Source organism: Dictyobacter aurantiacus (genome assembly GCF_003967515.1).
GTDB classification, from domain to species: Bacteria; Chloroflexota; Ktedonobacteria; order Ktedonobacterales; family Ktedonobacteraceae; genus Dictyobacter; species Dictyobacter aurantiacus.
The window spans coordinates 321,049-347,558 of record NZ_BIFQ01000001.1; the positions used below are offsets into that span (position 1 = coordinate 321,049).

Annotated in this window: 23 protein-coding genes and 1 riboswitch; of the genes, 10 read left to right on the forward strand and 13 right to left on the reverse strand. The window is 52.8% G+C overall.

The window, feature by feature from the left end; translation table 11 throughout:
• Positions 1-281 precede the first annotated feature (281 nt).
• Positions 282-1,427, forward strand: coding sequence for an ABC transporter ATP-binding protein (locus tag KTT_RS01340; protein ID WP_126594274.1), 1,146 nt, complete (start codon positions 282-284; stop codon positions 1,425-1,427).
• A gap of 151 nt (positions 1,428-1,578) precedes the next feature.
• On the opposite strand, the gene KTT_RS01345 is transcribed toward KTT_RS01340, so the two are convergent.
• From KTT_RS01345 to KTT_RS01360, 4 genes are all read right to left on the reverse strand, one after another.
• Positions 1,579-2,637, reverse strand: coding sequence for an ABC transporter ATP-binding protein (locus KTT_RS01345; RefSeq protein WP_126594275.1), 1,059 nt, complete (start codon positions 2,635-2,637; stop codon positions 1,579-1,581).
• Positions 2,638-2,671: 34 nt separating this feature from the next.
• The gene (locus KTT_RS01350; RefSeq protein WP_126594276.1) at positions 2,672-3,493 is read right to left on the reverse strand and encodes an ABC transporter permease; all 822 of its coding nucleotides are present in this window, start codon (positions 3,491-3,493) and stop codon (positions 2,672-2,674) included.
• Between the two features lie 6 nt (positions 3,494-3,499).
• Positions 3,500-4,294: an ABC transporter permease gene (locus KTT_RS01355; RefSeq protein ID WP_160145569.1), complete on the reverse strand. Its 795-nt coding sequence runs from the start codon at positions 4,292-4,294 to the stop codon at positions 3,500-3,502.
• Between the two features lie 398 nt (positions 4,295-4,692).
• On the reverse strand, positions 4,693-5,577 hold the full coding sequence (locus KTT_RS01360; protein ID WP_126594278.1) for a hypothetical protein: 885 nt from the start codon (positions 5,575-5,577) through the stop codon (positions 4,693-4,695).
• A gap of 1,080 nt (positions 5,578-6,657) precedes the next feature.
• On the opposite strand from KTT_RS01360, the gene KTT_RS01365 reads away from it, so the two are divergent.
• Positions 6,658-8,748 carry a serine/threonine-protein kinase gene (locus KTT_RS01365; protein ID WP_160145570.1) on the forward strand — a complete coding sequence of 697 codons (2,091 nt, stop codon included), beginning with the start codon at positions 6,658-6,660 and terminating at the stop codon, positions 8,746-8,748.
• A 181-nt stretch (positions 8,749-8,929) separates the two neighbouring features.
• On the opposite strand, the gene trxA is transcribed toward KTT_RS01365, so the two are convergent.
• The gene (gene trxA, locus KTT_RS01370; RefSeq protein ID WP_235845567.1) at positions 8,930-9,295 is read right to left on the reverse strand and encodes a thioredoxin; all 366 of its coding nucleotides are present in this window, start codon (positions 9,293-9,295) and stop codon (positions 8,930-8,932) included.
• A gap of 130 nt (positions 9,296-9,425) precedes the next feature.
• Between trxA and KTT_RS01375 the strand changes: the two genes are divergently transcribed.
• The gene (locus tag KTT_RS01375; RefSeq protein WP_126594280.1) at positions 9,426-9,884 is read left to right on the forward strand and encodes a MerR family transcriptional regulator; all 459 of its coding nucleotides are present in this window, start codon (positions 9,426-9,428) and stop codon (positions 9,882-9,884) included.
• On the opposite strand, the gene KTT_RS01380 is transcribed toward KTT_RS01375, so the two are convergent.
• The gene (locus KTT_RS01380) at positions 9,881-11,173 is read right to left on the reverse strand and encodes an MFS transporter (RefSeq protein WP_126594281.1); all 1,293 of its coding nucleotides are present in this window, start codon (positions 11,171-11,173) and stop codon (positions 9,881-9,883) included. The genes KTT_RS01375 and KTT_RS01380 overlap by 4 nt on opposite strands.
• A 128-nt stretch (positions 11,174-11,301) precedes the next feature.
• Positions 11,302-11,595, reverse strand: coding sequence for a MoaD/ThiS family protein (locus tag KTT_RS01385; RefSeq protein ID WP_126594282.1), 294 nt, complete (start codon positions 11,593-11,595; stop codon positions 11,302-11,304).
• A 488-nt stretch (positions 11,596-12,083) separates the two neighbouring features.
• Between KTT_RS01385 and KTT_RS01390 the strand changes: the two genes are divergently transcribed.
• Entirely contained in the window at positions 12,084-12,401 is a 318-nt protein-coding gene (locus tag KTT_RS01390; RefSeq protein ID WP_235845568.1) for a helix-turn-helix domain-containing protein, read from the forward strand.
• Between the two features lie 28 nt (positions 12,402-12,429).
• Positions 12,430-13,218, forward strand: coding sequence for a type I methionyl aminopeptidase (gene map / locus KTT_RS01395; RefSeq protein ID WP_126594283.1), 789 nt, complete (start codon positions 12,430-12,432; stop codon positions 13,216-13,218).
• 64 nt (positions 13,219-13,282) lie between these two features.
• Here map and KTT_RS01400 read toward each other — a convergent pair whose 3' ends face one another.
• From KTT_RS01400 to KTT_RS01415, 4 genes are all read right to left on the reverse strand, one after another.
• Positions 13,283-14,329 (reverse strand): zinc-dependent alcohol dehydrogenase family protein, encoded by a 1,047-nt coding sequence (locus KTT_RS01400; RefSeq protein WP_126599338.1) that lies wholly within the window; start codon positions 14,327-14,329, stop codon positions 13,283-13,285.
• 62 nt (positions 14,330-14,391) lie between these two features.
• The gene (locus KTT_RS01405; RefSeq protein ID WP_126594284.1) at positions 14,392-15,753 is read right to left on the reverse strand and encodes an ABC transporter ATP-binding protein; all 1,362 of its coding nucleotides are present in this window, start codon (positions 15,751-15,753) and stop codon (positions 14,392-14,394) included.
• Positions 15,747-16,850 carry a FecCD family ABC transporter permease gene (locus KTT_RS01410; RefSeq protein WP_218030805.1) on the reverse strand — a complete coding sequence of 368 codons (1,104 nt, stop codon included), beginning with the start codon at positions 16,848-16,850 and terminating at the stop codon, positions 15,747-15,749. The genes KTT_RS01405 and KTT_RS01410 overlap by 7 nt, the downstream gene beginning before the upstream one ends.
• A gap of 133 nt (positions 16,851-16,983) precedes the next feature.
• Positions 16,984-17,203: riboswitch (cobalamin riboswitch) on the reverse strand.
• 116 nt (positions 17,204-17,319) lie between these two features.
• Positions 17,320-19,230 (reverse strand): serine/threonine protein kinase, encoded by a 1,911-nt coding sequence (locus KTT_RS01415; RefSeq protein WP_126594285.1) that lies wholly within the window; start codon positions 19,228-19,230, stop codon positions 17,320-17,322.
• Between the two features lie 421 nt (positions 19,231-19,651).
• Here KTT_RS01415 and KTT_RS01420 point away from each other — a divergent pair, with 421 nt between their 5' ends.
• From KTT_RS01420 to KTT_RS01430, 3 genes are all read left to right on the forward strand, one after another.
• Positions 19,652-19,891: a hypothetical protein gene (locus KTT_RS01420; RefSeq protein WP_126594286.1), complete on the forward strand. Its 240-nt coding sequence runs from the start codon at positions 19,652-19,654 to the stop codon at positions 19,889-19,891.
• 356 nt (positions 19,892-20,247) lie between these two features.
• Complete coding sequence (locus KTT_RS01425; protein ID WP_160145571.1) at positions 20,248-20,883, forward strand: flavin reductase family protein; 636 nt, start codon at positions 20,248-20,250, stop codon at positions 20,881-20,883.
• A complete protein-coding gene (locus KTT_RS01430; protein ID WP_126594288.1) occupies positions 20,858-21,487 on the forward strand; it encodes a uracil-DNA glycosylase family protein in 630 nt (209 codons plus the stop codon). The genes KTT_RS01425 and KTT_RS01430 overlap by 26 nt, the downstream gene beginning before the upstream one ends.
• Before the next feature lie 9 nt (positions 21,488-21,496).
• On the opposite strand, the gene KTT_RS01435 is transcribed toward KTT_RS01430, so the two are convergent.
• Both KTT_RS01435 and recD2 read right to left on the reverse strand, forming a co-directional pair.
• Positions 21,497-21,916 (reverse strand): iron-sulfur cluster assembly scaffold protein, encoded by a 420-nt coding sequence (locus tag KTT_RS01435; RefSeq protein ID WP_126594289.1) that lies wholly within the window; start codon positions 21,914-21,916, stop codon positions 21,497-21,499.
• Positions 21,917-22,115: 199 nt separating this feature from the next.
• Positions 22,116-24,440 carry an SF1B family DNA helicase RecD2 gene (recD2, locus tag KTT_RS01440; RefSeq protein WP_126594290.1) on the reverse strand — a complete coding sequence of 775 codons (2,325 nt, stop codon included), beginning with the start codon at positions 24,438-24,440 and terminating at the stop codon, positions 22,116-22,118.
• 534 nt (positions 24,441-24,974) lie between these two features.
• Between recD2 and KTT_RS01445 the strand changes: the two genes are divergently transcribed.
• Together KTT_RS01445 and KTT_RS01450 are read left to right on the forward strand one after the other, a co-directional pair.
• On the forward strand, positions 24,975-25,784 hold the full coding sequence (locus KTT_RS01445) for a class I SAM-dependent methyltransferase (protein ID WP_126594291.1): 810 nt from the start codon (positions 24,975-24,977) through the stop codon (positions 25,782-25,784).
• 159 nt (positions 25,785-25,943) lie between these two features.
• Positions 25,944-26,351, forward strand: a complete 408-nt coding sequence (locus KTT_RS01450; RefSeq protein WP_126594292.1) for a VOC family protein — start codon at positions 25,944-25,946, stop codon at positions 26,349-26,351.
• Positions 26,352-26,510 lie beyond the last annotated feature (159 nt).

Below are 26,510 nucleotides of genomic sequence, written 5' to 3' on the forward strand. Positions count from 1 at the left end.
AAGAAACAGCTTGAGGAGTATCGCTGTTTCAAGAATGCCATCAGACCCCTGTTGTAGAAGGGGTCTGGTGGCATTCTTATTTCATGATAAATCAGGGTGATAGGTAAGTAACTCATATCAAAATATATACTAGCAAAACAATCGCCAATCGTTGAAGCATTGATATTTTTTGAGTAGTCGAGCGTTTTATACACAAGAAGATTTTTTCGCCACTTCATTGCATGTTCTACTAAAGGGGTGCAGCATGTAGAACACAATTTATCAATGGAGATTGCAAGTGTATGAGTAAGCTGGAAGTACAAAATATTTCGAAGCAATACGACAATAAGCTGGCCGTACATGATGTCAGCTTTACCGTCAATGATGACGAGCTTTTTGTGTTGCTGGGACCATCCGATAGCGGCAAGACGACCATCCTGCGTATGATCTGTGGCTTCGAAGAACCCGATACCGGCAATATCTTGCTCGATGGAGAAGATATCACCTTGAAAGAATCCGCTGAGCGCAATATCGCGGTGGTCTTTCAGGATTATGGCATCAATCCAACAATGACGGTATACGAAAACATTGCTCAGAGTCTGCGCTTCCGCCGGTTGCCCAAATCAGAGATCGAGCTACGCGTACAGATGGTAGCAGAGATGCTTGGACTTAAAGAAAAACTGCCACGCTCAACAAGAAATCTGTCCGGTGGTGAGTTGCAACGCGTGGCAATTGGACGCGTCATGGTCAAAGACGCCGATCTTTACCTCTTCGATGAACCAATCTCACAACTGGACCCTTCTACGCGCCGGCGTACGCGCCAGGAAATTTTGATGGTGCAGCGCATTAAGAAAAAGCCAGGCATCTTCATTACCCAGGATCACTATGAGGCCTTCAGCATGGCCAATCATATCGGCGTAATCTCAGAGGGACGTATACAACAAATAGGAACTCCTGATGAGCTTATCCAGACACCGGCCAACCTGTTTGTGGCTCGCTTCCTGGCCGATCCACCCCTCAATATCGTTGAGGGATATATTCAGTTCGTGGGGACGCGCTATCAGTTGCTCACAGACAGCCTGAGCATGTCCTTTCCGCCTCAATGGACGCCCTTGCTCTCACGCCTGGGGCTCCAATCCAAAATCATCATGGGCATTCGTCCCAATATTATTGTGCCAGAGTGGGGTATCAATGGTATGGGGCCAGCACCTCGCGTGATGATGCGCGCCCAGGTTATCCATTCGGGCCCCTTGATGGGTCGCCGTACGGTAATCCTACGCGTGAGCCAGCATACAGAATTGCTGGCTGAATTCAAAGATAACGTTGCTATTCATAGCGGTCAGATCTTGACCATCGCCATCAACCCTGACCAGATATTCTTTTTCCATCCTCATAGCGAAGAACTTTTGAATCCTACGGCTCAGTCGGTTTTTAGCTTGAATCGATAAATTTAAATACAAAGTTCACACATGCTTTATTTTTACCTGCATGGCCGGTCCATACATAACTTCTATAGCATCAACAAAGAGCTAGATAGAAGATACCGCATGGACCGGTTCTTTTCGTCGATAGACGTGGACAGGTTATCCTGGTGAGACGTTAGACGGCGATGTTATCCTCGGCGAGGAGAAGATTCTTTTCGTAGATACGCCGAATAACATCTTCAATTTCCGGCTCCATGAAGGTTACGTCGCGCAGACGATAGCGGGCACCTAACCAGGCAACTAATTCATGCGCCGGCGGCGCAGCCCCTCCAAACCTCAATTCTAACCGTGGCCCCTCTAGCTTTTGTACATACACATCAGCCGGAAGATCGGTCAGCACAGGAAGCCCCGCTTCATCCCGGGGCAACTTTGCCAGGGTAGCGACCTCACTCGGCTCCAGCACGGCCACCAGGATGCGCTGACCCCCAAAGCGCTCACGAATGGCATCGACCGTTCCATCATACAGCTTGCGCCCATGATCTACAATCAACATGCGGGGGCAAAGTGTTTCTATATCATCCATATCGTGCGTGGTAATCAGGACCGTGGTGCCACGTTCCGCATTCAACGATAGCAGAAACTCGCGAATGCGCGCCTTGGCCACAACATCCAGGCCTATGGTGGGCTCATCAAGATACAGCAATGCCGGCTCATGCAGCAAAGCGGCGACCAGGTCGCCGCGCATGCGTTGACCTAAAGACAACTGACGCACCGGTGTATCGATAAACTCGTCCAGGTCCAGCATCTTGCGTAGATGGTTAAGATTCTGCTGGTGGCGCTGCTCTGGCACGCGATAAAGGTGGCGCAAGAGCTGTAGCGAGTCCCGCAATGGCAGATCCCACCACAGCTGCGTTCGCTGCCCAAAAACCACGCCGATACAGCCTGCCAGTTCGCGGCGCTGACGGATCGGTAACAGACCAGCGACACGTAGCCGGCCTGCTGAGGGCATCAGAATCCCGGTTAACATCTTAATAGTGGTACTTTTGCCCGCGCCATTGGGACCTACCAGACCGATCATCTCGCCCTGCTGCACCTGCAACGTCAGGTCTTGCACCGCCGCTACGGTACGCACCTCGGGATCGACGATACTACGTATACCTCCCAGCAGGCCTGGACGGCGTTTGGCGATGCGAAATGCCTTGCTTAGACCTTCAGCCTCAATCATGGTCGTCATGGGGTATTCCTTTCTCTGCTCTATACCAGGCTCACTAACTGCCGGTGCTCTGATAGTGATGAACACCAATAATCCATACCCATCCCGCAATCAGCGCAAAGACCAGCGCGGCCAGCGGAGAAGCAAAGGCCAGCGCACGCGGTAAGCCAAAGGGCAGTGGCCGATCCAGGATGTAGCAGGTTGGCACGTACGAGGCGAAAGCTACAGGTACAATAAAAAGGAAGAAACGCTGCAGTAATTGATGATAGATGGTGATCGGATAGCTGAGCATTTCGCGCGAGCCATATGTCAGAATATTGACCACCTCAGTGGTCTCAACCGTCCAGAAGCACAGGGTCGCCCCCAACAATAAGATTGAGGTAAAGATGACGGTCCCGCTCAGGATACTGACACCCAGCACAATCAGCTTATCTGGACTCCAATGGAGCGGTGGCAAAAAATGCAGCGCCAGGGTGAAGGCCAGGGCTCCCTGGGTGATACGCCCAAGGCGGCGCAGGCGAAAATCGCTTCCGATGACCTGGATAAAGGCGTTCACGGGACGCAGCAGGACGCGATCAAATTCGCCACGCACGATCAGCACGGAGAAATTGTCGATGCCCGCGCCAATCATTTCAGACAGCCCGAAGCTCACCGACATAATCGCGGCCAGTAGGGCCACCTCGCCCACATGCCAGCCCAGCAACGTCGGAAAGGGAATGAAATACAATAATAAGGAGAGAAACTCCAGCCCCGTCACCCCCAGGTAGGTAGAGATGTCCAGGAATAAATTCATCTTATACTGTGTCTGGGATTTCAATTGAATGGCGATCAGCCGCCAGTAGAGATGGAGATCGCTCCAGGTATTCTGTAGTAGCATCTGTCCTTAACCTCCCTGGGCAATCACGCGCTGCTTCGCCACACCGGTTAATAGTTGCACACCCAGCGTGAGAACCAACAACCAGCCAAGCTGTCGCAGCACATCGAAGGCAAGTACCCCGCCCGCGATCTTTCCCAACAATACCTCCACAGGTAGATCCATAAAGCCATGAAAAGGCAACCAGTCGACGATGCCTTGCAGCCACGCAGGCAACAGAGGAATAGGTACATACATACCGGTCAGAAACTGGGCGATGGTAATGGCGAACGTCATCATAGCGCGTGCCTCAATGATCCAAAAAGCCACCACGTTATAGAGAATTCGGTACGCTATGCCAAGCATCGATCCTACGGGCAGAACCAGGGCAAAGACGAGCCAGGATTGCCAGCTTAAGGGAATTCCAAGTTGAAACAGTAGCATACCCACCGCGTAAGTGGGCAGACCGCGAAAGAGCATGTAGTAAACATTGCGCCCCATTTCACGACTAAACCAGTAGATGTAAAAATCGCAGGGTTTACTTAGATCGGAGACCACGTCTCCAGTACGGATGGTTTGCATTAAATCGTTCCAGCTAAATGGGAGCACGATCATCAGCAAGGCCTGCATCAGCCAGCTGTAGCGCAAGGTATCGCGTACATCATAACCAGCTACAGCGGGACGAGCATGATAAAGCGCAATAATGACGTAGCTAAAAATGATGGCGAAAAAAACGTTGGCACTCAGCCCTGCCAGATTAGCCCACCGATAGATGAGCTGGCGGCGAAAGGCCGTACGCGCCACTTCCAGATAAAACCGTAGCATCACCTTATCCCTCATCAAAACTGCAAACAGCAGAATAAACCAGGAATCCTCAACAGACCCTGGTCCAGACTAGTTCTCCATATGCACTTACGCAGGATGGTGCAAAACTACCCTGTGCAGCCGTTCCTTGCCGCTATGCCCTTCCAGATACATGCACAGATAGCCGAAATCAACATCAGGGCAACACGAAACAAAAGATGGGAATCAGTGGTCAAAAAGCTTTTACAGACACAGATAACAGGACTATCAAGTGGTATGGCATCAACAAGGGTGCATGACGCAGAACGGACAGACATTATAATTGAAAGGCAGGTTCCCGTCAATACTTAATCTGAGCATGTTGTTACGTGACAAGCGCTACAAGTCCCAGTACAACCATAGAGAGAAAAAGCACAGCCTTATTCATCTGTACCGCTGGATTCGCTCATTGTTGATCGAGTGCGCGGGGAATGAAAACTATGCAGGGCGGAAGGGCGGTGCACACCGTTCTGTGTCGGATGAGCACGCTCCAGGGGCAGTTGCTGGTGATGATAGAGCCGATTTGAGATCAACGAACTATTGGCGGTCATTGCAACCTGCATCGCCTCAATGAGATGCTCCAGGCGCTCAATGTTTTTCGTAGCATCGGCGGTGGGCTGAGCACCGCTCGCGCTATTTGCTGACGGGGAGGCATTACCCTGCGCTGATGTGCTGGGAGCAGTAGGCATATGTGTAATAAGCGACTGTTGCAGATCCTTCACTGCCGTCAGTATGCTTTCCTGCAACACGGATATGCGTTCTTCCAGCGCATGATCAACCAGCGTCGCCAGTTCATCCCAGGGAATTTCGGTCTGCACCTCAATAGTATCAAACTGGGCCTGCCCTTCCTCTATATCATCGGGGAAAAACTCTGTGGATGGAATGAGAGAAGGTAGGCGCTGATGAATGATCTGCTCGATGGCTAATAACTGGGCGGCAAGAGGACGCTCTATCGAGGCTTCCAGGCGTCGTTGCTGCTCCTGCTGCTGCAACTCTAAACTCTGCTCAACGGACTCGACAAGCCGGGCATGCTGAGCTTCAAAATTTTGCACCAGCATCTCACGTGTCCGGGCATGTTGGTCAATGAGGCGTTGAGATATGGTGCTCAATACATCACTCTTCACCGTTGCTATCCGCTGCTCAAAATCGCGTCTCAACCCCTGCAGGCGCAGATCAAAAGTTCGCTCCAGTTCGTGTCGCTGCGTTGCAAGCTTTTGTTCGAGAATAGTATTTAGCGATTGTAGTTCGTCTTGCGTAAACGCCATGGATGGTACCATCCCTTCTCCGCATCCACATATATACGTATGGTATGCGCTGTACCGTGTACCACATGCTACGACCAGTAGCGATGCGCAGTGAGCCAGCCGCTACGCCGCCCATCTAATTGTACATCAGGTTTGCTATTCCCCTAGTATAAAAACAGCATCACAAGGTGTCAACGTCTCTATATGAATAAACCCACGTTGGCTATTGGGCGCGCTTGTGGCCTGTATGTAGCCAGCATTGACGAAAGATTATATATTGATAAATTCAACACTATGCATACAAATCCATAGTTAATCTGCACATTACAATCTCAAGCTGAAGCTTGTATAATTCGTTTCATAGGAAGGAAACCTCCCTATGAGGCAAGGAGGCCTCGGATAAACATTCACAGCAGAAATGTTCCGAAACTTCCTTCTCCATCAGCATATCTTCAAACAGTAGTCACATCAAATATCATCAATAACTTTTTCTCCCCATAGTCTCTTACTATATCTTATCAACCACATTTTGGGAGTAATCTCCCCCAAAATACCCAGGTATCTATCTCATTTAGAACGTGTCTGGCTTCCGTCATGTTGGAGGTGCATGGGGCGCGCATCAGCGCGCCCCATGCACGAACACACAATGGAATCCTGAGCGCCGCAGGTGCGAAACCCCATGCAGGCCGCAGGCCATCATCATGAGAGTCAGACACGCTCTTAGCTCGACTTTGTACAAAAGTAGCAAAATAAGCTCCCAGAATACGATGATCCAGATCCTTCCTTAGCTCAAAGAATGAAAAATGTACAAAGTCGATCTTCCGTCACTCTGGGGGCACTCATATGCCCCACACGCGCGGCGGCTACGCAGCCGCCGCGCGTGTGGGGCGAGCACGGGCAATCAGGTCGATGGAAGTAGACACATTCTTAGAGGCAAAAAAAATCTTAAACCGGAGGGCGATCCAAGGCTATCTTTAGCCAGTGCCAAACAAAATGTCTATTCTCGCGCTTCTCCCCCTTATGCATTGCCTATAAATCGGATATAATTTCAGTTGAGATGATGACATACTCACAATACGGCCTCTCATTCAAAGGATGCGCATGGTGAACGATAAATTATTAGGTAGCCAGCTCGGCAGTTATGTCCTCGTGGAGGTATTGGGTCACGGGGCCTTTGGCAGCGTCTACCTGGGCAGGCACTTTCTGCTGGAACATAAGCCTCCAGTAGCGGTCAAGGTCTTAAATACAACCTTGAATACTCAGGAGGAAATCGACCGTTTTTTCCAGGAGGCGGTGATCCTTGATAAATTGACCCATCCCAATATTCTTCCCATAATCGATGCCAATCTGTACGAGGGCTATCCCTTTTTTGTGGCGGAGTACGCCCCTGGCGGATCTTTGCGCGATCGCTTAGATGCTCTCAATGGCTCTCCCATGCCATTAATGGATGCGATGCACATCCTTAACCAGGTGGGGCAGGCTCTACAGCACGCCCATGATCTGGATATCGTCCACCGGGATTTAAAACCGGCTAATATCCTGTTCAATGCCGAAGGGGATACGGTGCTGGCCGATTTTGGTATCGCCATCCAGGTTCAGAAAACGCGCCGCGTGGATGAGATCGGGACCCCTCCTTATATGTCGCCAGAGCAGTTTAAGGGGAAGATCAGTAAGAAAAGCGATCAGTATGCACTGGGATGTGTGGCTTATGAACTGCTGACGGGACAGCAGCTCTTTGTGGCTGATGACCCCTATACTATCGGTTACAAGCATATCTATGAGCAACCTGTCCTGCCCAGCGAACTGAACCCGAATATTCCACCCTCGATCGAGGAAGTCATTTTAAAAGCACTGGCAAAAGAGCGCGATGATCGTTTTGAGAATGTGGCCGATTTTGTGATCGCTTTGCGGGAAGCTTTCGGGTTGCCAATAACCGAGAGTACGCCACTCCCACCGCTGCAATCGCCGCCTCCGGTATCTCCACCGTCCATGCAAAAAACCCCGGTGAAGCGACTCAACCCACTGCCTGATCCACATCGCACCCAGGCTGAAGGCAGCGGTGGCCTGGGACAGAGCTCTCTTCGTCCTCCGGCGCAGACGCCGATCGCGAATCGGGCGCAACGTTCACAGGGGCGCAACACGAGTAGCAATCCCGCGCGTACGACGCTGGCCTGGTCTGTTACAACGGGGCTGGATCATACCTATTATTCGGAGCCTGCGGTGCTTAACAGCGTGGTCTATGCGGGAACTTACACCACCAACGTTGATAATCCCCATAAAGAGGCCAATCAGTTGCGCGCACTGGATGCGCTGACGGGACAGCAGCTATGGGCAGTAAACACACACTATGGCATTTATGATGCGCCTGTCATTTCCAACGGGATCGTCTACGTCTGTACCGGCAATATTAATCTACCTGGTGAGATCTACGCAGTGGATGCCGCCTCAGGAGAGGTGCGCTGGTCCTTCCCTACCGATGAATTTATTAAAGTGCGGCCAACGGTCGCCAACGACATCGTCTATGCCTATCCAGATCATGCCGTCTACGCCCTCGACGCCAATAGTGGACGCGAGATATGGGCCGTCACGGTCAAGGCCGGGCTGGCTCACCGTCCTGTTATCGCCAGTGGCCATATGTATCTGATTACAGAGCGTGGCATTTGCTATGAACTGGATGCTTTGACCGGGCAAAAGCTGGAGACGTACGCCGATATGGGGGAGATCCTGGCAGCCGAGACGACCGTTACAGGCATTAATTGCCTCTGCTTCGCCGATGGCGAACTTTACGCCATGGACATGCAGAAACAGCAGCGCGTCTGGGCGACCCGACTCGATATCCAGATCTCGGGTGACCTGATCCTTAGAAATGGCGTCGCCTATGTTGGCTCACATGGAGGCTTTGTCGGTGACTCAGCCAACACAAAGCTACACGCCATCGATACAACCAATGGCAAGATCCTCTGGGTCGCTCATCTGAGACATGAAATTGAATCAGCTCCAGTGATCGCTGATAACAATATCGTCTATGTCAGTACCTTTGGACGCGAGCTCTATGCTATCGATAGCCACAATGGCCACATCCTCTTTACGTCGAAGATCGGTCGGGGTCGCATCAATCGACCGGCTGCCGAACAGGGAATGATCTTTGTGAGTACCGGAGAGATGCACGCCCTACAGATCAGTAATCCCTGACCTTGCCGCGATACACCAGTATCTGATACATGTCACTGATGTACTACGATGTTTATAGGTAGGAAGTATAATTACGACGCTTCTGGTGAAGATTGACATATCCCGGGTCATCTTCACCAGTTCAGTATAATTCACCGTCTATGCCATTAATGGAACAGCCTCATAAAGCATAACCCGCGGATCAAGCGCAACCATGTTCGGCCAGGGTCTGGTCGATCAGGTGCTGCAGGCGCCGAGGCTGGGGCCCGATGTAGCGAGCGATCTCCTGCCCGTGATGGAAAACGATCAGGGTCGGCATTCCTTGCACGTGGTAAGCAGATGGAATGCGGGTATGCTGATCGCAATCAAGCCTGGCAAAGCGGAGCTTACCCGCGAACTGCTCGCTGAGTTGCTGATAGACCGGGTCCAGATTGCGGCATGGAGGGCACCATGTCGCCCAGAAATCAACAATCACAGGTTGAGAGGACTGAAGTACCTTCTCCACGAAATCCTGGTCTCCAACCACAAACAGATTCTCATGCGCGCCAATAACATCATGTACCTGCATAGCTTTTTTCCTTTTCACGTACGATAACTCTCATGATACTTGCGACTTCAGCGTACAAAGTCTACAATAACAGCAGTGTACATGTTCAAGTTAACTTGAAGTCAAGCCCACGTAAAGGACTATTTTCTAAATGGAAGAACTGACGATTAGCCAGGTCGCGGCAAAGGCCGGTCTGCGCCCATCTGCGATTCGCTATTATGAGAGCATCAATGTCTTACCGGCCCCACGGCGCATCAGCGGACAACGGCGCTATGATCCAGCGGTATTAGATCACCTGGCTTTTATTCAGATAGCGCAGAAACTGGGATTCTCGCTCACCGAGATTCAGTTTCTCTTTGAACAGCGGGGAGAGGAGACGCCGCTGGCAGATTACTGGCAGAACGTGGCCCGACAGAAGCTGACTGAAGTTGATGCCTTGATACGGCAGGCGACGCATATCAAACATATGCTGATCCAGGGGATGCGCTGCAACTGTCCCAACCTGTCGGATTGTATCAATTGTGTGCTCACCAATTGCCAGTCCTCCACCCAACAGGCGGGACAGCTGCGCTTAAACGTGCTGCACCCCAACGGCCACCCGGAACCTTAGGTGGCGGTGCTGATCCTGGCTTTGAACAGGCTCGGGACCAGGGCAACGATAATCAGGGTAGAAACCATACAGGCGATCCCACCACTGATAACCGAAAACTGCGTTGTGGTTAAACCGGCCACCAGGCCGGACTCAAATTGTCCAAGCATGGGTCCCCCGACCACGAACATCGCCGTTACAGCTCCCATACGGCCACGGAACTCATCAGGGGTTGTCAATTGCACCAACAGGTGACGCAACACCATACTGACCATATCGGCGGCCCCGGCCCCAGCCAGTAACAGAGCAGACAGCCACAGCGGTCCAGGCGCAATTCCAAATAGAATGATGCAGATTCCCCAACCCATGATTGCCAGCACAACACCCATGCCCTGACGGGCGATGCGACTGATCTTTCCCGTCAACGGCGTCAGAGCCACAGCACCAAAGGAAATAGAGCCGAGTAAGATACCCAGACCCTGCGGCCCGACATGTAAAATATCGCTGGCATAAACGGGTAGCAGCGCTTTCGGCGAACCAAAGAGGGTAGCAAAGAAATCCAACGAGAGAACCGCCAGCAGAAGTGGATGGGTGCGCAGAAAACGAAGCCCATCGCGCATACCGCCCCAGCCAGCCTGAGCACGCTTCTCCAATGGAATACGCGGGACAACCATCAACAATAATGAAACGATGACGATACAATACGAAAAAACATCCAACCAGTAGGTGTTCACGACACCAATCTGGGCAATGGCCAGTCCACCTAACGTGGAGCCACCAATCATCGTTACCTGCATCATAACGGTATTGAGCGAGACGGCATTTGCTATCTGTTCAGGAGGCACCAGCGAAGGGATCATCGATTGCCGCGAGGGAAATTCAAAGGCCGAGACGGTGGCTGAAATCAGTACCACACCGCAAAAAATAGCGATATTAATGATCTTAAATGCCGTCGAGAGAGCCAGAATCGCTGAGGCAGTCGCCAGAATCACCTCGACGATCAATAGCAGTTTACGACGATCAAAAGTATCAGCCAGCACTCCACCAACCAGTGAGAAGATAAGCCGTGGAATGGCCTGCAATAACCCGATAACACCCAGCATGACCGCCGAGTGCGTTAACTGGTAAACCTGCCATGAGACAGCAACGACCTGCATCTGGGTACCAGTCGAGGAAAGCAGTTCCCCCCAAAAAAAGAGAGCGAAATTGCGATTGCGCAATACGCTCCACTGGCCTGGCACTTTGCTGACCGCCGTTTGATCAGCAGCCGTAGCTCGCGGTGTTGCATCTCTTTGTGATTTGAGTGTCATAGCATGTCCAACTCTAGCCAGAAAAATACAACCATAGAAAAATACTTTTTAAGTATACCATGGACGTTCTTCATAGTTGAGTCTTTTAGAGTTTCTTGAAAACTGCACACGCTTTTCTAGAAATAGCATCAGGCGTTGAACGTTGTCGGAAGGACGATCACTTCTTGTCCCGGACTCAGTACGGTCTTCAGGCCTTCATTGCCGCTGATAAGCTGGTTATTCACAAAGATTCTGACATGTTCGCGAATAGCACCCTGTTCGGTGCAGAGGCGCTCCCAGACGAGAGGATGTTCTTTATGTAAAGCGTTCAACAGTTGCTCAACCGTCTCTGCTTCAACTGTGATCTGGCTCTTGCCTCCGCTATAGGCACTCAATGTGGAGGGCAGGCGCAGGGTCGCGGTTACCTTTGCTGAATCGCTCATAGACACCCCTTTAAATAGTTCAAACAATAGCTTTTTTGGTGGTATTTACATACAAAAAGCACAGGCATATACACTGTCTTCTCAGGCTTGGTGAAAGTATACGAGTAAGCGCTCGGGATTGCAAGCCTCCTATGATAGAGACGGGATACTCTCCTCTTGTTGAGGTACCTGGATGCCGCCAATTTTTATATTGGTGCATCATGCATCAGAGGCGCATTTGCGTCCCTGACGCACCAATATAAAAATGACATTCGCACGCTTCAAGTATGAAAATATATACCGTCCGCACAGTTCTAAGAGGTGGTACATCGTGGGCGCGGATACGCCCACGATGTACCACCTCTTAGAACTGTGCGGACGCCCGTGTGGGAACGCTCACGTATGCTAATAGTGTGCAGACAAACCCATACATTGTGTTGACATGTCACAACATAATTTGCTATACTGAATACAGAGAAAGTCGAATTGAGAAAATCGAGGTGCTGATCATGACCATTTCTTGCCAACTACGTCTGATGCTGGCTAGAGCAAATGTTGAGCGAGCCAGGCTGGGCGAACCCGCGTTGAGTTTGCGTCGGCTTGCCGATGAGAGCGGAGTATCATTAAGTGTGCTCGCGGCTCTGCACACGGGAAAGAGCCAGCGTATCGACTATACGACGATTGATCATCTCCTCACGTACTTTAGCCGCTATTTTCGGGTCACCACCGATGATCTTCTGAACTGGGAGTTCCCGCCAGAGCGTGAGAAATCACGGCAATATTCAGAATATGACAGGGACGCAACCCAGAAATCATCATACGCGTGACCCGCTTTCCATGTAAAAAGAGGATAATATGGCAATTTTACTCAAATCTCGCAAAGAGATCGATAAATTACGCGAAGCGGGACGCCTGGTTGCCCAGACGTTTGAAGTGCTTCGCCCCTATGTAAAACCTGGTACAACCACGGCCGAACTAGACAAGATTGCGGAGGATTTTATCCGCAGTCACAATGCTACTCCAATATATAAAGGATATGGTGGTCATCCCGGCGGCAACGGGCGGCCCGCTATTCCACCATTTCCCGGCACGATCTGCGCTTCAGTCAACGAGGTAATCTGTCACGGTATCCCCAGCGACAAACAGGTGCTGCAGGATGGAGATATCATTGGTGTCGATATTGGTGTCATCCTCAATGGCTGGGTCGGAGATTCCTGCATGACCTATGCCGTCGGCAACGTCGATGAGGAATCACAGCGCCTGATGGAGGTCACTCGCAAGAGTATGGAACTGGGCATTGAACAGGCGCGCCACGGCAATCACCTGGGTGATATCGGAGCGGCCATCCAGACCTACGCGGAATCCCACGGGTTCTCCGTTGTGCGCGACCTGGTAGGACACGGCGTAGGACGCTCACTGCATGAAGATCCCAATGTCCCTCACTTTGGCCGTCCCGGCACCAATAAGCGTATTCAGAAGGGTATGGTCTTCACGATTGAGCCAATGATCAACGTTGGCACCTATAAAACCGAAACCCTGGCCGACCGCTGGACCATTGTGACCGCTGACCGCAAGCGCTCAGCCCAGTACGAACATAGTCTGGCCATCACCGATGGCGCTCCTGAACTGTTGACCGTACTATAAACAAACATGCGCGCAGCCCGGACCTGGGCTGCGCTGCCTCATCGCAGATAAAGTACACCCGACTTTATTCCCAGACAATGGCGACCTTGCCGGTCTTGCCACTATCAAAGGTTTCGTAGGCTTCGCGCGCCTGGTCCAGGGTAAAGCGATGGGTGACCATGATGTCGGGATGCAGCTTCCAGCGTACCAGGTGCTCGACCAGCTCTTCCATTTGCTGGATACTACAGACCCAGGAACCAAAGAGGCTAAGCTGTTTGTGGATCAAGAGCGGGCTGGGCGCAAAGGAGACGGTCCCCCCTTCTCCCACATAGACGACGCGGCCCCACTCGCGAGCGGCCTCCAGGCACAGGTGGCGCGCATCGGCGTTGCCGGAACAGTCGATCGCGACCTCAAATCCTTCGTCGTTGGTTTTGGTCTGCAACTGCTCCAACACCGCATGCCCCTCTTCCGGACCCACAACCTCCGCGATACCTAATTGGCGGGCCAGTTCCCGACGCTCGGGCATGTACTCCACGCCAACAACACGCGCCCCCATTGCCTGGCAGAGCAGGGCCACACCCAGACCTACCGGACCAAGTCCAGTGACAAGCACCGCGTCCCGGCCCGAAACGCCGGCGCGCACACAGGCCGCGTAAGCCGTGCCGACTCCACATGCCACCATGGCCCCGTCAAGATATGTCAGTTCATCAGGCAGGGCGACCAGGGTACGTTCCTCGGCTAGCAAGAAATCAGCATGTCCACCATTGCGCTGCCAGCCATAAGCGGCCCGTCCATTTTGCTCTTGCGTACAGCTGATCATCCAGCCGCTACGGCAATTATGACAGACACCACAGCCGGCAATATGATAGAGCACCACCCGATCACCCGCCTTGAAGCGCTGCACTCCCGCTCCCACTTTCTCAATGATGCCGCACGGCTCATGGCCGGCGATCACCCCTTTATAGGCTTCAGGCCCTACACCCTGATCCGTGGGACGATAGATGGCGCGCAGATCACTACCACACAGGGATGATGCCTTCATGCGTACCAGCACCTGCCCATGCCCCGGCTTCGGAACCTCAAAATCGCGCATCTCGACTCGCCGATTTCCCGGTAAAACGACACCCTTCATTGTTGTCATGATAAAAACAGACTCCTTTCGTAATGCCTGATCTTCATCATACAACAATTTATTCAATCAAAGGCATACGCGATATGCTTGCGCGTCTCTTCAAGAAGAGCGGCGGTCGAATCAACGCTAATCGCTCCAGCCTGCATGAGCTGTTGTAGGCAGCGTAGTCCGTCACCACCGGTATAGTCGCGCGCGGCAAAGAGCTGCAATAATTGCGCTACGCCCTCTTTATGACTATCAGAAATCGCGTCAGGGGCGCAGGTGGTCTGCAGAGGAGCCGCGACCAGAATCACGCGCAGACCGTGTCTGGCTGCCCGCAGAGCTTCCTGAAACAGCGGCAGGTTCCCTGGCCCAATCGCGGCTGGACACAGAATTAAGAGATCAACCTGCTGTAAGCGTTGCCGTACCTGCTCCAACACACTGGCGGAGATCGGCGTATAGGGCTGCTCTGTAATCACATCTTCGGCCAGCCGCAGAGCCAGGGTGTGATCGCTGTCTCCAATATTCAACGCACCAGCGCTAAATGGAATATGGGCGTCGGCCAGGGCGCGCATCACCAGTTCACCCGATCCCCCACCGGCAATGAGATGGACACGAGATGCAGGTTTGTTGCTTTTCAAGGGGAGAGCATCTCGACTGGGTGGTAGGACGCTCAGGTGTTCGGCGCCACGCAGGATACCCACCTGTACATCGATGCCGTAGACACGGCTGAGCAGTCCCGGTTCCAATACCTCGGCCGGCGTGGCATCGGCCACGATACCGCGCTGGAAGAGCAGCAGCCGAGAGAAATAGCGCGAAGCCAGGTTAAGATCGTGCATAGCAGCGATAACGGTCATACCACGCTGGCGGTTGAGATGCTGCACCAGTTCCAGCGTCTCGATCTGATACTTGATATCCAGGTGCGAGGTTGGCTCATCCAGCAGCAGGATAGTCGGTTGCTGGGCCAGGGCCATGGCAATCGTAACGCGCTGGCGTTCACCACCGCTCAATTCATTGAAGATCCGTTCGGCCAGCGTGTCGACCCCGGCCTCGCGCATCGCTTGCTGAATGATCTCGCGATCATCGGAATTTCCCGAGCCCCAGAACGAAGACACAAAGGGGGTACGGCCCATACCAACCATCTGCGCTACAGTATAGGCGAAGGGCATGTGTAATTCCTGCGGCACCACGGCGATACGCTGCGCGGCCTTACGCCGTCCCCAGTGCCGCAGTTCGCGACCCTCCAGCAGAATCCGTCCCTGGTGTGGCTGCAGGACACCACTCAGCAAACGCAGCAGGGTGGTCTTGCCCGAGCCATTGGGTCCCAGCAGGCCAACCATCTCTCCCGCCTGGATGGCGAGAGAGACATCGTATAGCAAGGCCTGTTGTTTATAACCAAAGGCAACTTCTTGTACTTCCAGTACCGGTATGGACCTGTCTACCATTTATACTCTCGCTTACTGCTGCGCAATAGAAATAAGAAGAACGGGGCACCCACGAGGGCGGTAAAAACGCCGACGGGAATGACGGTTGGGGCCAGAATGGTGCGCGCCAGCAGATCGGCCAGGGTCAAAAAGATAGAGCCACCCAGAGCCGCCGCTGGCAGCAGGGCGCGATGGCGCGGTCCCAGCAGCAGGCGCATGAAATGCGGCGTTACCAGACCAACAAAACCGATCAGACCGCTGATAGAGACCGCAGCCGCCGTCAGGAGCGAGGCCACTACTACGATCAGGAAGCGCATCCACTCGACATGCAATCCCAGGTGGGCCGCCGCATCTTCTCCCAGCGCGAATACATCCAGCACGCGAGCCAGCGCGAACGCGACCAGCAATCCCAGCAGGACAATGATTGTGACGACGGCCAGTGGTCCCCAGCCGACGATAGCGATTCCTCCCGAGAGCCAGTTATACAGGCCCAGCAGGCGTCCAAAGTCATTGGAGGGCCAGAGGTTTAAAATCAGGGTCTGTACGGCGGTCAGAACTGCATTGACGACAACGCCGGCCAGCAGCAGCATGATCACCGGGGTGCGCCCATCTGAACGTGCCATGGCGTAGACAAATACAACCGTCAGAACGGCCCCGCCAAAGGCCAGCAATGGCGTCAAGGGAAAAAAGTTTCCATAGACAGTATCAAAAGGTAACACAAAGGCGATCGTTGCTCCCAAAGCTGCTCCCGATGAGGTTCCCATCAGGTAGGGATCAGCCAGCGGATTGCGCAACATACCTTGAAAGAGCGTTCCCGCCACCGCCAGGGCTGCTCCAACCAGGACCGCGCTAACCACTACCGGTAGGCGCACCTGCACGATAATGATCTCCAGTGACGGATCCCAGCGCACCGGAAAATGGAACAGGCCCGTGCTGTTCAGCAAAATTTGTACAATCGTCGGTACAGGTACAGGAATAGAGCCAAAGCTTATCGAGATCAGCATCACGATAAGCAGCAATATCCCCAGGCCGCCAAGTACAAATGGTGGCGCGATACGACGTTGCTGTGGCCGCTCAGAACCCGGAGCTGTCCGAGTTGGACGCGTTACTGTTTTCATGTCTAACCGCTCATCCAGGTGTTTTTGTAGCAGTCAGAAGGAGAGGCATCTGCCAGAACTGACGGGGAGGAAAGCTTTGCGCGACTCGCACATCGTAATTCATCCTGGTGGTTCACTCCTTTGACGCGAAGGAACGTGAGCCTCTCACCGGGCAGGTCTCCTGGCTTACGACTATTGACGCGGTTGACACTGGCCTTCCCATCCCCTTCAGCATACGCAGGGACAGTGACTACGATGGTGGAGAAAATATATGAACCGCTCGCCGATGACAGTAGCGCGACTGCGTCGGATTTTCACCGACTTCCCTATTCTGCCTGGATCCTATCCAGGCCACCCGGTAAAGACACTGTTAACATATTTATCTGTACAAGAGTATATCGACCATCACCACCAAAGTCAAGAAAATACCTTAACCGCTCTATTATGTAGGAGGTGGTGCAGATGCGAAACCTACGGCTTTCTGGCGCGTTCAGGCGGTAGCATACATAGCAAAGTTGCTGACGGTAATAGTCCCTCCCTGGTCAACAGCCAGGCCGGCCGTGCCACCACCGTACGTAGCATCACTGACACTGCCCAACGCTTTGCCGTTGGCATAAAAGTTAAACTGCGATCCCTTGACGACAACCGCGAGCTTGCTGGCGGCGTGGATATCGCCGAAGGTCCCTTTAGAAAGTACTTTGGGCGCTCCGGTCGCGTTATCATAGACGGTCGCCTGCCAGCTACCATCGGGCGCGATCAGAAAGGTATAGGTTCCCTGCTGGTTGCCAGGCTGGTTGCGAAAGTAAAGGCCAAAGCTACTATTGGAGCTCTGCGCTTGCTGCACGTTGACTTCGAGCACATAGTCATTGGGATAATTTTTACCCGGCAAGGCGGTCAGAAAAACGCCCTGCAGAACTTGAGAGGTCGCGGTATTGGTAATCTGTGTACCGTTGCCCTGGCAGTCGATGTTCGCGCCATTGTAAATCGTCCAGGTACCACTGCCTGAATCGCAGGCCGGACCAGGACTGGTTGTAGAATAGAGCAATGGTCCAGTGGGCACGTTGCCAGTAGCCGGAGGAGCCTGCGTTGGGACGGTCGTAGGCCTGGGAGCCGGAGTAGCGGTTGGCGCGACGGTTGGCTTGGCGGTTGGTCCACTCGTGGGTGTTGCCTGGGCTGTGGGAGTTCCCGTCACGCCAGTCGCGGCTTTATTTTTAAATAGCTGGGTACCAGTAATGATTCCCGCCAGCACCAGTACCACAGCACAGATCACCAGGAGTGGTACGAGCCACCATGGCCCCTGCGATTTCTGCGGCGCGGGTGCTGGCTGCGGTGGCGATGGCGGCAGAAACACGGGGGTGGGTGTATTGCTAGGCCGCTCGCTAAATGATCCATAATTCATAGCAGACGCATTCGTAGTCGGTGTAGAGTCAGAGATGCCGATGCCAGAGGGGGACGTATTTGCTGCCAGTATCGTTGGCGCTCCACCGGGCTGTATTACGGTTGGTAGCGCATCTTCTCCCCGTACCTGATAGCCGTTCGGCTGCTCAATAGCGGCATGCAGAGCCCGGGCCATATCATGGGCTGAGGCATAACGCTGCGTACGATCTTTGGCGGTCGCTTTCTGGATGACCGCGTCTACACCTGCGGGAATTTCAGGGTGCGCTTGATGTAAAAGGGGTAGCGTCTCTTGCAAATGACGCGTAATCACAGCCAGTGAACTGGAACCGGTAAAAGGCACATGGCCACTCAGGAGCGTATAGAGCACCACCCCCAGTTCATAAATATCAGCCCGATAATCGATCGCCTCGCCCAGTGCCATCTCGGGCGCCATGTACTCGGGCGTCCCTAGCGTCACACCGGTCCTGGTTAAGGTCGCGCCAGGCACAACATCATCAGCAAAGCGCGCGATTCCAAAATCGGTGAGCACCAGGCGTCCATCCGCATGTAGAAGAAAATTCGCTGGCTTCAGGTCACGATGGATCACCCCTTGCGCATGGGCGTAATCCAATGCCGATGCCGCCTGATCCATATAGGAAACGACATCTCTCAGCAGCAATACCCCTTGCCTCTTCAGCCGCTCGCTCAGGCTGCCACCGGTCAGATACGGCATCACCAGGTATGCAAGACCATCCTGCTCACCGTATTCATACAGCGGCATGATATTCATATGCTCCAACCGGGCTACCACATCTGCTTCGCGACGAAAACGTGTCAGAAATTCCTGTGAAAACTCCCCATCGTTGCCGCCCAGGTACGAATGAAGTACCTTAACCGCTACCTGGCGGATCGGACGCTGCTGCCGTGCCAGGTAGACCGCTCCCATACCACCCTTCCCGATCAACTTCTCCAATGTACAGGTTCCAAGCGTCTTCCCGACCAGGTCCTTTGAACTTCCCTGCATAATGCTGTGTGCTCCTCTGACTCGCGTCGTTTTTCTTATCTATTATAAACGATTGGACACCCCAATTATTTATTCTTAACCCATATGCTTAAGTTTAATGACCAGATTGTCATAGAACCATAACCAAACTATTGATTATTACAACTATCTAATACATAGATGTTTCACCAGGCTATCTCTTAACAAAGCCGTCTAACGCTCATGGTCATCGCCTGCAACCTGCATATATTTTCGTACCTGCGGTGCTCAGGAGCCAGTTTTATGTTGGTGCATGGGATCCCATGCACCAACATAAAAAACAGTGCGGCCGCGCCGGGGGACGCCCGTGTGGGGCGCTCACATTCGCCAACACGATGGGAGTAGGGCTTACTATCCTACGATAGTGGGTCGCGGTTAGAAAAAAGATGGAGGGAAAATTATAATGCACGGTGAAGTGCCTCTCAAAACCCTACGACCGGGTGCTGTTTTTATCACCCACGATGGGATATACGCAGTAAAATCACAATATCAGTATAACCGTTCTCACAATGCTCAATCCTTATGTATCCTGCTGGAAAATGGTGAGATCGCGTATTTTGATGATGGTAACAACACGCTTGTTCGCGAAATAAAATGTTCCTTTGATTCTATGCTATTAGTCGATGAACGTGAATCTAGATAACTAAGGAGGGACAACCGGTGCCTGATGCTTTTGTGCCACCGCTATAACGATAGTTTCATGCAGGTTCAAAGAGTCTCATTTTATTGTATGCGGAGGGATGCCCTTCTTTCAGAGCAGGTGCACAACGCATACAGATAGCCAACAGTACCATTTCAGGCCTGTAATCCTGTACGGAAGGTCAGTTGACAAGTGGTTGCGTGCGCGTGATACTCTTAACTAAAGAGTAGTCGCCCTGGCACAATACAACTTCTCTATTTATGGTGATTGAGATGCAGGGGGATGGAACCAACCACTGCGTTCAACGCGGAGCCAATGGCGTTCCTACGTTTTTCTATCTTCCATCTGAAGGAATTATCATGGCTATCGAAAAAGAACTTTTCAGGCAGGTAATGGGGCGCTTTGCTACCGGTGTGACGGTTGTCACGACGAGCAGTAATGATGTCCTTGCAGGCCTGACTGTCAATTCATTTTGTTCGGTTTCTTTAAATCCACCATTGGTTCTCATTTGTATTGATAATAATAGCAGCACGCTACCGTTTCTGCGTGAAAGCAAGATCTTCGCGGTTAACATGCTGACAAAACATCAAGAGCAGTGGTCGCGTGGCTTTGCGACCAATAGCCCCGAACGCTTTGAACATTTCTGCAATGCTCCCCACTATACCGTGGCCACCGGGGCGCCCATTATTAAAGATGTGCTGGCTTTTATCGACGCGCGAATCGTCGCGGAATACCCGGGTGGCGATCATGTCATTTTCCTCGGACAGGTGGTGGCGATGGGAACCCCACAGCAGATGGGGTTTGTTGATGAGCACGGAAATGTTCAACCTGCGCCCGACAGCCAGCCAGCAACCAATGGTCACGGTATTCATAAAGACGAGGAGCCTTTACTGTATTATGGCGGTCAGTATCGGCACCTGGCTCGTCTGTTTCATGAACCTAGTTTGATAGAAGAGCAGCACTCGAAAAATGTTGGAGAAGCAGCACGCAACTAAGGAGACAGCGGAGGCCCTGGCTGAACTCCAGCAGCAGATCCGGAGTTGCCGGCTCTGTCAGGAACATGGATATATTCCCGTAGCCCATCCAATCGTGAGCGGACGCGGCACCGATCGTATTCTGGTCATTGGACAGGCACCCGGCCATCGTTCGGTGGCACAGAACCGGCCGTTCAGTGGTCCAGGTGGTCGCGTACTACAATCGTGGTTGGAGGCTGCGGGTTTTCCACCTGGCTATCTGCATGATCATACCTATCTCAGTTCCCTCACACGCTGTGATCCCGGCCGCCATAAAAGTGGGCACGGCGATCGCAAACCCTCGCCAGCCGAAATGGCTCTGTGCCGCCCCTATCTCAATGCCGAACTACGCTTGCTGCGTCCCAAAGTGGTGCTGCTGGTGGGTACAATGGCCATTGAAGCGTTCTGCGGCAAGGTCCGACTGGAAGAATGTATCGGCTCATATATTGAAGACAATGGGACGCTCTACCTGCCCCTTCCCCATCCCTCGGGCGTGAGTCGCTGGCTCAATGATCCCGAACACAAAAAATTGCACCAGCGAGCCCTGACAATTCTGGCCCACTGGCGCGATCTATATCACTTTTGACATCTACTGTTAGTGCTGATGATGGTCGTAGTTGGCCTTATCGGCGCGCTGGCGCATATCGAATTCGTGCACACCCTTTTTCAAAGTGCCCAGAGCCAGGGTTGCGCACGTAGGCCGGGTCATGACGACCTCGCGGCCCAGCTGGTCCATCAGGTCTTCGAATGTAATATTTTCGATCTCCTCGGCGCTCATCCCCTGCACCATCTCGGTCACATATGAGGCGGCGGCGCGGCTAATGGTACATCCGGTACCATCCCAGGCGATCTCTTTGAGCTTGCCGTCTTCACCAAAGCTGGCCTGCATGGTAATCACGTCGGCACAGCCAGGATTGCCACCATTCAAATTAACATCTGGATGCTCAATTTCGCCTTGATTGCGAGGATTCTCATAGTGATCTAATAGAAAGTCAATTGCTTCTTGACGGTTCATAACTTCTCCTCTTTGGAGGGGTATAGTATCAAAGGGCCCAATGATCTGCGCCCTACTCCATCCACCAATTATAGCATGCTTTTATGAGCATACATGTTCTATCCATAAAATACGATAGTTGAATGCCCGATGTTCCATCTTTTAAATGAAAACACAATCCATACCATGCTTATTCCCACTCACCATGCATTATCTATTCTTAAAAAGGAGGGGGCGCGTCAGCGTATACCTTTTCGAGCAGGCGTTCGGCGAGGCCCGTGTTACGCAAGGCGACGCGATCATTACGCACGGCGTACTCAAGGGCGGCCGGCTGACCGACAATGACACAAAAGCGTTTGGCACGCGTGATCGCCGTATAGAGAAGGTTGCGCTGCAACAGCATATGATGCTCACGCACCAGCGGCAACACGACGGCGGGATATTCACTTCCCTGACTTTTATGCACCGTCACCGCGTAGGCCAGCAGCAATTCATCCAGTTCATGAAACTCATACTCGACCAGCAAGGGACCGGCCTCCTCAGCGAACTCTACTTTGGCCAGTAGATTCTCGCGATCGATGCGCCGGATAAAGCCAACGTCCCCGTTAAACACCCCTTTGTCATAGTTGTTTCTGATTTGCATGACCTTGTCGCCAACGCGCAACAGGCGATCTCCCCATTCTACCTGAGCCGGCGCGTTCGGATTAAGCTGGGCCTGCAGGCGTTCATTGAGGAGCTTCACCCCTACCGCACCTTTGTACATGGGCGCCAGCACCTGAATGTCAGCGATAGGATTAAAGTGATACCTGGCCGGAAGCCGGCGCTGGACCAGGTCCAGCACCAGTTGTTGGGCCCGAAATGGATCGTCTTCGCGCATAAAAAAGAAGTCGCTTTTGGCCTCGATGCGCGGACTGGGGACGATGCCGCTATTGATCTGGTGCGCGGTGACCACGATCTTGCTCTGCTGAGCCTGGCGGAACAGTTCGGTCAGGCGCACCGCCGGGATCGCTTCTGAACGCAAAAGATCGCGCAGGACGTTGCCGGGTCCCACCGAGGGCAACTGGTCTGCATCTCCCACAAGTAGCAGGTGAGAGGTACGTGGCAGGGCCTTGAGCAGGTGGTAGAACAGCAGGATATCGACCATCGAGAACTCGTCCACGATGACAAACTGGTGTGGCAGGGGATTGTCCTCGTTGCGCTGATAGCTGTTGTCGTGAGGCGCATATTCAAGCAGGCGGTGCAGCGTTTTGGCTTGAACACCAGTGGCTTCGGTCAGCCGCTTGGCCGCCCGACCGGTAGGCGCGGCCAGGGCCACGTCCACCTTGCGCGTGCGCAGCAGCATCAGCAGGGCACGCAGGGAGGTAGATTTTCCGGTACCCGGTCCGCCCGTCAGGATAGAAACCTTTTGCTGATAGCCCACCTGGACCGCTTCGCGCTGCTTTTCCGTCAGCTCCATATGGCGCTGCTGCTTGAGGCGCTCAAAGACGAGCTCCCACTGGCGCGCTGTGGTCGGTGGCAGGCAGCTCGGGGCGCCGCGCAGGATGCGCAATAAGCGCGTCGAACCGTTCTCCGCGTACCAGAAGGGTCCATAGTAGATGCGCGACTGCGCTTCAGCTATGGCGGCCTGGGCGCTTGCTGGTTCATAGCTGGCAGGTTCTTCGGCTACCGTATGGTTGTTGGCCTTCTCTATAGTGGCTGTAGTTGTCGTCGCTAGCACGGGTGCGGTCTCGACAAATATATCCCGCTCCAAGCGCAGTTGCTCCATCGCGGCCTGCAATGTTTCTGTGGGGACCTGCAGGATCTGTGACGCGCGCTGAATCAGATCATTTTCCAGCAAGTAGCAATGCCCGTCATCATTGGCTGCCTGTGTCAGCACGTATTTCAAACCGGTCGCCAGGCGCGGGATCCCATCCGCTGGCAGCCCAAGCTTAACCGCGATATCATCAGCGGTGCGAAAACCGATGCCATGTACCTCTTCCGCCAACTTATAAGGATTTTCGCGCACGACCCTGATCGACTCGCGACCGTACTCCTTGTAGATGCGGGTGGCCACGTTCATGGAGACATCGTGAGACTGCAAAAAGAGGTGTAGCTCTTTAATGTCTTCCTGTTCCAACCAGGCCTTTTCGATCCGCTCGCAGTCTTTGGCACTGATCCCCTTGACCTGTGTGAGCAGTTCTGGCTGCTGCTCGATAATGGCCAGCGTCTGCTCTCCAAAATGGTCAACAATGGCCTGAGCCTTCTTCGGTCCAATGCCCTTGATCAGGCCCGAGCTTAAATAGCGTACCATCCCCTCGGTGGAAGCCGGTAGACGCTGCACAAAACTGACGACACGCAGTTGCCGACCGTAGCGTGGATCGCTCTCCCACTCACCCTCTACCGATAGCAATTCTCCTGGATGAATACCGGGCAAAAGCCCTACGATGGTGGTTAGATCATCTCGAAACAGGCGCCCACGATCGTTCAAGCGAAAGCGCGCCACCGTATACTGATTATCTTCATTGCGAAAAACGATATTCTCAACAGAACCTTCGAGCTTTGGCATAATTTATCAATCTATCTATCGGCCCCCTGCGGACACTTCTATTCTTCCTGCACAAAATAACATTCTCGCCGGTTGTAGCAATTCCGGTTATAGACGTCCTGGAATCAATGCGGTCGTCTGATCCTGAAGAGGTGGATAGTTACGTTGCTCATAACGCGAGCCTGAAAAAAACCACTATCTGTGCCATGAGGTGCAGGTGGTCAGGCATATATTCCTTCTATGCCTGCCGCATGGTCCCCCTTCTGGAGACTATATCACTTTTTGGCTCTTTCTTACAATATGACATGCGTCCATTGTATGTTGGTACATGTTGGGAGCGGGGTCCAGGGGCTGCCGCCCCTGGCGGGGTTTCAGGGGTGTCCCCTGATTTACTCTCTCCTTGTGCCGCCGTCAGGCGGCACTTGAAAGGGCGCTACATGCCCCTCCGATATGTTATCCTTCTCTCAATGGAACAAACAACGAAAGAATATACTATAATAGCTTTAATGGTTGTGTTTCAAATCTCGATCAATTTTGCAAAGAAAGCTGTTTCTTATGCCAACCAATTCATCTGATGAAAGCAATGAACAAAAGAAAGCCCAGGTTCAGGCTTATTTTAGTCGAACGGCGGCCAATTATGTTACCAGCACCTCACACCGGACTGGTAGTGACTTGCAGCGCCTGGTCGCTCTGGGAGAGTGGGAACCATCGCTCCGCGCCATCGATCTCGCCACCGGTGGTGGGCATACAGCGCTCGTGGTGGCTCCCCATGTGGCGAAGATTACGGTCACTGATCTGACCCCCGCTATGCTACAGCAGGCTCAGACTTTTCTGCTGGAGCAGGGGGTGACAAATGCCCACTTCCAGATCGCCGATGCCGAGCATTTACCGTTTGAGGATGCGAGCTTTGAACGCGCTACCTGCCGTATCGCACCCCATCATTTCCCCAATGTCACTCAGGCGATCAGCGAAGTTGCGCGTGTCCTCACACCCGGTGGCCTTTTTCTCCTCATCGATAGCTGCGCGCCCACCGATCCCCAACTGGATATTTTTGATAATACGATTGAAAAATGGCGTGACAATTCCCATGGTCGCTCCTATAATCGTCTTGAGTGGAATGCCTTCTTCGAGGGTGCCGGACTCCTGGTCGAGCGCCAGGAGATCTTCCGCCGTACACACCAGTATCAGGATTGGACGGCCCGCTCTCAAATGTCAGACGAAGAGAAACAGAAGCTTGAAGAATATATCCTGAGCAGCACTCCTGCTATACAGCACTATTTTGAAGTGACCAGAGAAGCAGATGGCCGTCTGAAAAGTTTATCTATGGACTTTATCTTGCTCAAGGGCCGCAAGCCAAAGGTATAGCTACATTCTTTTTAGACAATTCAGGACCGATTGTTACCTTTACTCCTGCTATGCTGTACCAGAAACAGAGGAGAAGTACGTTTACAGCCACCCCAGACTGATCCTGGCTGAACAGCAAACTTCTCAGCAGAGCAGTATGTACGAAAAAAGGAGCAAGCGATGAAACTTATCTGTGTCCGTTTGTTGATCAATAACTTTGCGGCCTCGCTCAAGTTCTGGCGCGATATCGTCGGTCTCACTTTAACATACAGTGACGAGACCATGGGCTACGCTTATTTTGAGCTCGATGGAACGGGGCTGGAACTGTTCAAGAGAGACGAGTTTATGAACTCGATTGGAGCAGTAACCACGGGACAAACATCTGGAGAACAGCAATCGGTACTCAATTTCAAGGTGGAAGATGTAGATGCAACCTATGCGGAACTGCTCCAACGCGGTGCCAATGCGATCTCCAGACCTCAGGATCGTCCGGCCTGGCAGGCCCGCACGGCCCATTTCAGCGATCCAGATGGACATATCCTCGAAATTTATAGCCCCCTCAGCAGAAATGATATTCCAACAGCCTGACTGTGTGCAAAAAAGCTATAAGTTTGTTCTAATGGGTTGGTGCAATATAACGGGTGACCGCAGCTGCGGTCACCCGTTATATTGCACCAACCCATTAGAACAGGTGCAGCCGCTTGTGTGAAGCGTGCAAACGCTCCCATACAACGCAAGTTTGGCACA

Bases quoted from the DNA above. Each gene is read 5' to 3' on its own strand.
- KTT_RS01340 (WP_126594274.1), top strand. From the start codon at position 282: ATGAGTAAGCTGGAAGTACAAAATATTTCGAAGCAATACGACAATAAG.
- KTT_RS01345 (WP_126594275.1), bottom strand. From the start codon at position 2,637: ATGACGACCATGATTGAGGCTGAAGGTCTAAGCAAGGCATTTCGCATC.
- KTT_RS01350 (WP_126594276.1), bottom strand. From the start codon at position 3,493: ATGCTACTACAGAATACCTGGAGCGATCTCCATCTCTACTGGCGGCTG.
- KTT_RS01355 (WP_160145569.1), bottom strand. From the start codon at position 4,294: ATGCTACGGTTTTATCTGGAAGTGGCGCGTACGGCCTTTCGCCGCCAG.
- KTT_RS01360 (WP_126594278.1), bottom strand. From the start codon at position 5,577: ATGGCGTTTACGCAAGACGAACTACAATCGCTAAATACTATTCTCGAA.
- KTT_RS01365 (WP_160145570.1), top strand. From the start codon at position 6,658: ATGGTGAACGATAAATTATTAGGTAGCCAGCTCGGCAGTTATGTCCTC.
- trxA (WP_235845567.1), bottom strand. From the start codon at position 9,295: ATGCAGGTACATGATGTTATTGGCGCGCATGAGAATCTGTTTGTGGTT.
- KTT_RS01375 (WP_126594280.1), top strand. From the start codon at position 9,426: ATGGAAGAACTGACGATTAGCCAGGTCGCGGCAAAGGCCGGTCTGCGC.
- KTT_RS01380 (WP_126594281.1), bottom strand. From the start codon at position 11,173: ATGACACTCAAATCACAAAGAGATGCAACACCGCGAGCTACGGCTGCT.
- KTT_RS01385 (WP_126594282.1), bottom strand. From the start codon at position 11,595: ATGAGCGATTCAGCAAAGGTAACCGCGACCCTGCGCCTGCCCTCCACA.
- KTT_RS01390 (WP_235845568.1), top strand. From the start codon at position 12,084: ATGACCATTTCTTGCCAACTACGTCTGATGCTGGCTAGAGCAAATGTT.
- map (WP_126594283.1), top strand. From the start codon at position 12,430: ATGGCAATTTTACTCAAATCTCGCAAAGAGATCGATAAATTACGCGAA.
- KTT_RS01400 (WP_126599338.1), bottom strand. From the start codon at position 14,329: ATGAAGGGTGTCGTTTTACCGGGAAATCGGCGAGTCGAGATGCGCGAT.
- KTT_RS01405 (WP_126594284.1), bottom strand. From the start codon at position 15,753: ATGGTAGACAGGTCCATACCGGTACTGGAAGTACAAGAAGTTGCCTTT.
- KTT_RS01410 (WP_218030805.1), bottom strand. From the start codon at position 16,850: ATGAAAACAGTAACGCGTCCAACTCGGACAGCTCCGGGTTCTGAGCGG.
- KTT_RS01415 (WP_126594285.1), bottom strand. From the start codon at position 19,230: ATGCAGGGAAGTTCAAAGGACCTGGTCGGGAAGACGCTTGGAACCTGT.
- KTT_RS01420 (WP_126594286.1), top strand. From the start codon at position 19,652: ATGCACGGTGAAGTGCCTCTCAAAACCCTACGACCGGGTGCTGTTTTT.
- KTT_RS01425 (WP_160145571.1), top strand. From the start codon at position 20,248: ATGGCTATCGAAAAAGAACTTTTCAGGCAGGTAATGGGGCGCTTTGCT.
- KTT_RS01430 (WP_126594288.1), top strand. From the start codon at position 20,858: ATGTTGGAGAAGCAGCACGCAACTAAGGAGACAGCGGAGGCCCTGGCT.
- KTT_RS01435 (WP_126594289.1), bottom strand. From the start codon at position 21,916: ATGAACCGTCAAGAAGCAATTGACTTTCTATTAGATCACTATGAGAAT.
- recD2 (WP_126594290.1), bottom strand. From the start codon at position 24,440: ATGCCAAAGCTCGAAGGTTCTGTTGAGAATATCGTTTTTCGCAATGAA.
- KTT_RS01445 (WP_126594291.1), top strand. From the start codon at position 24,975: ATGCCAACCAATTCATCTGATGAAAGCAATGAACAAAAGAAAGCCCAG.
- KTT_RS01450 (WP_126594292.1), top strand. From the start codon at position 25,944: ATGAAACTTATCTGTGTCCGTTTGTTGATCAATAACTTTGCGGCCTCG.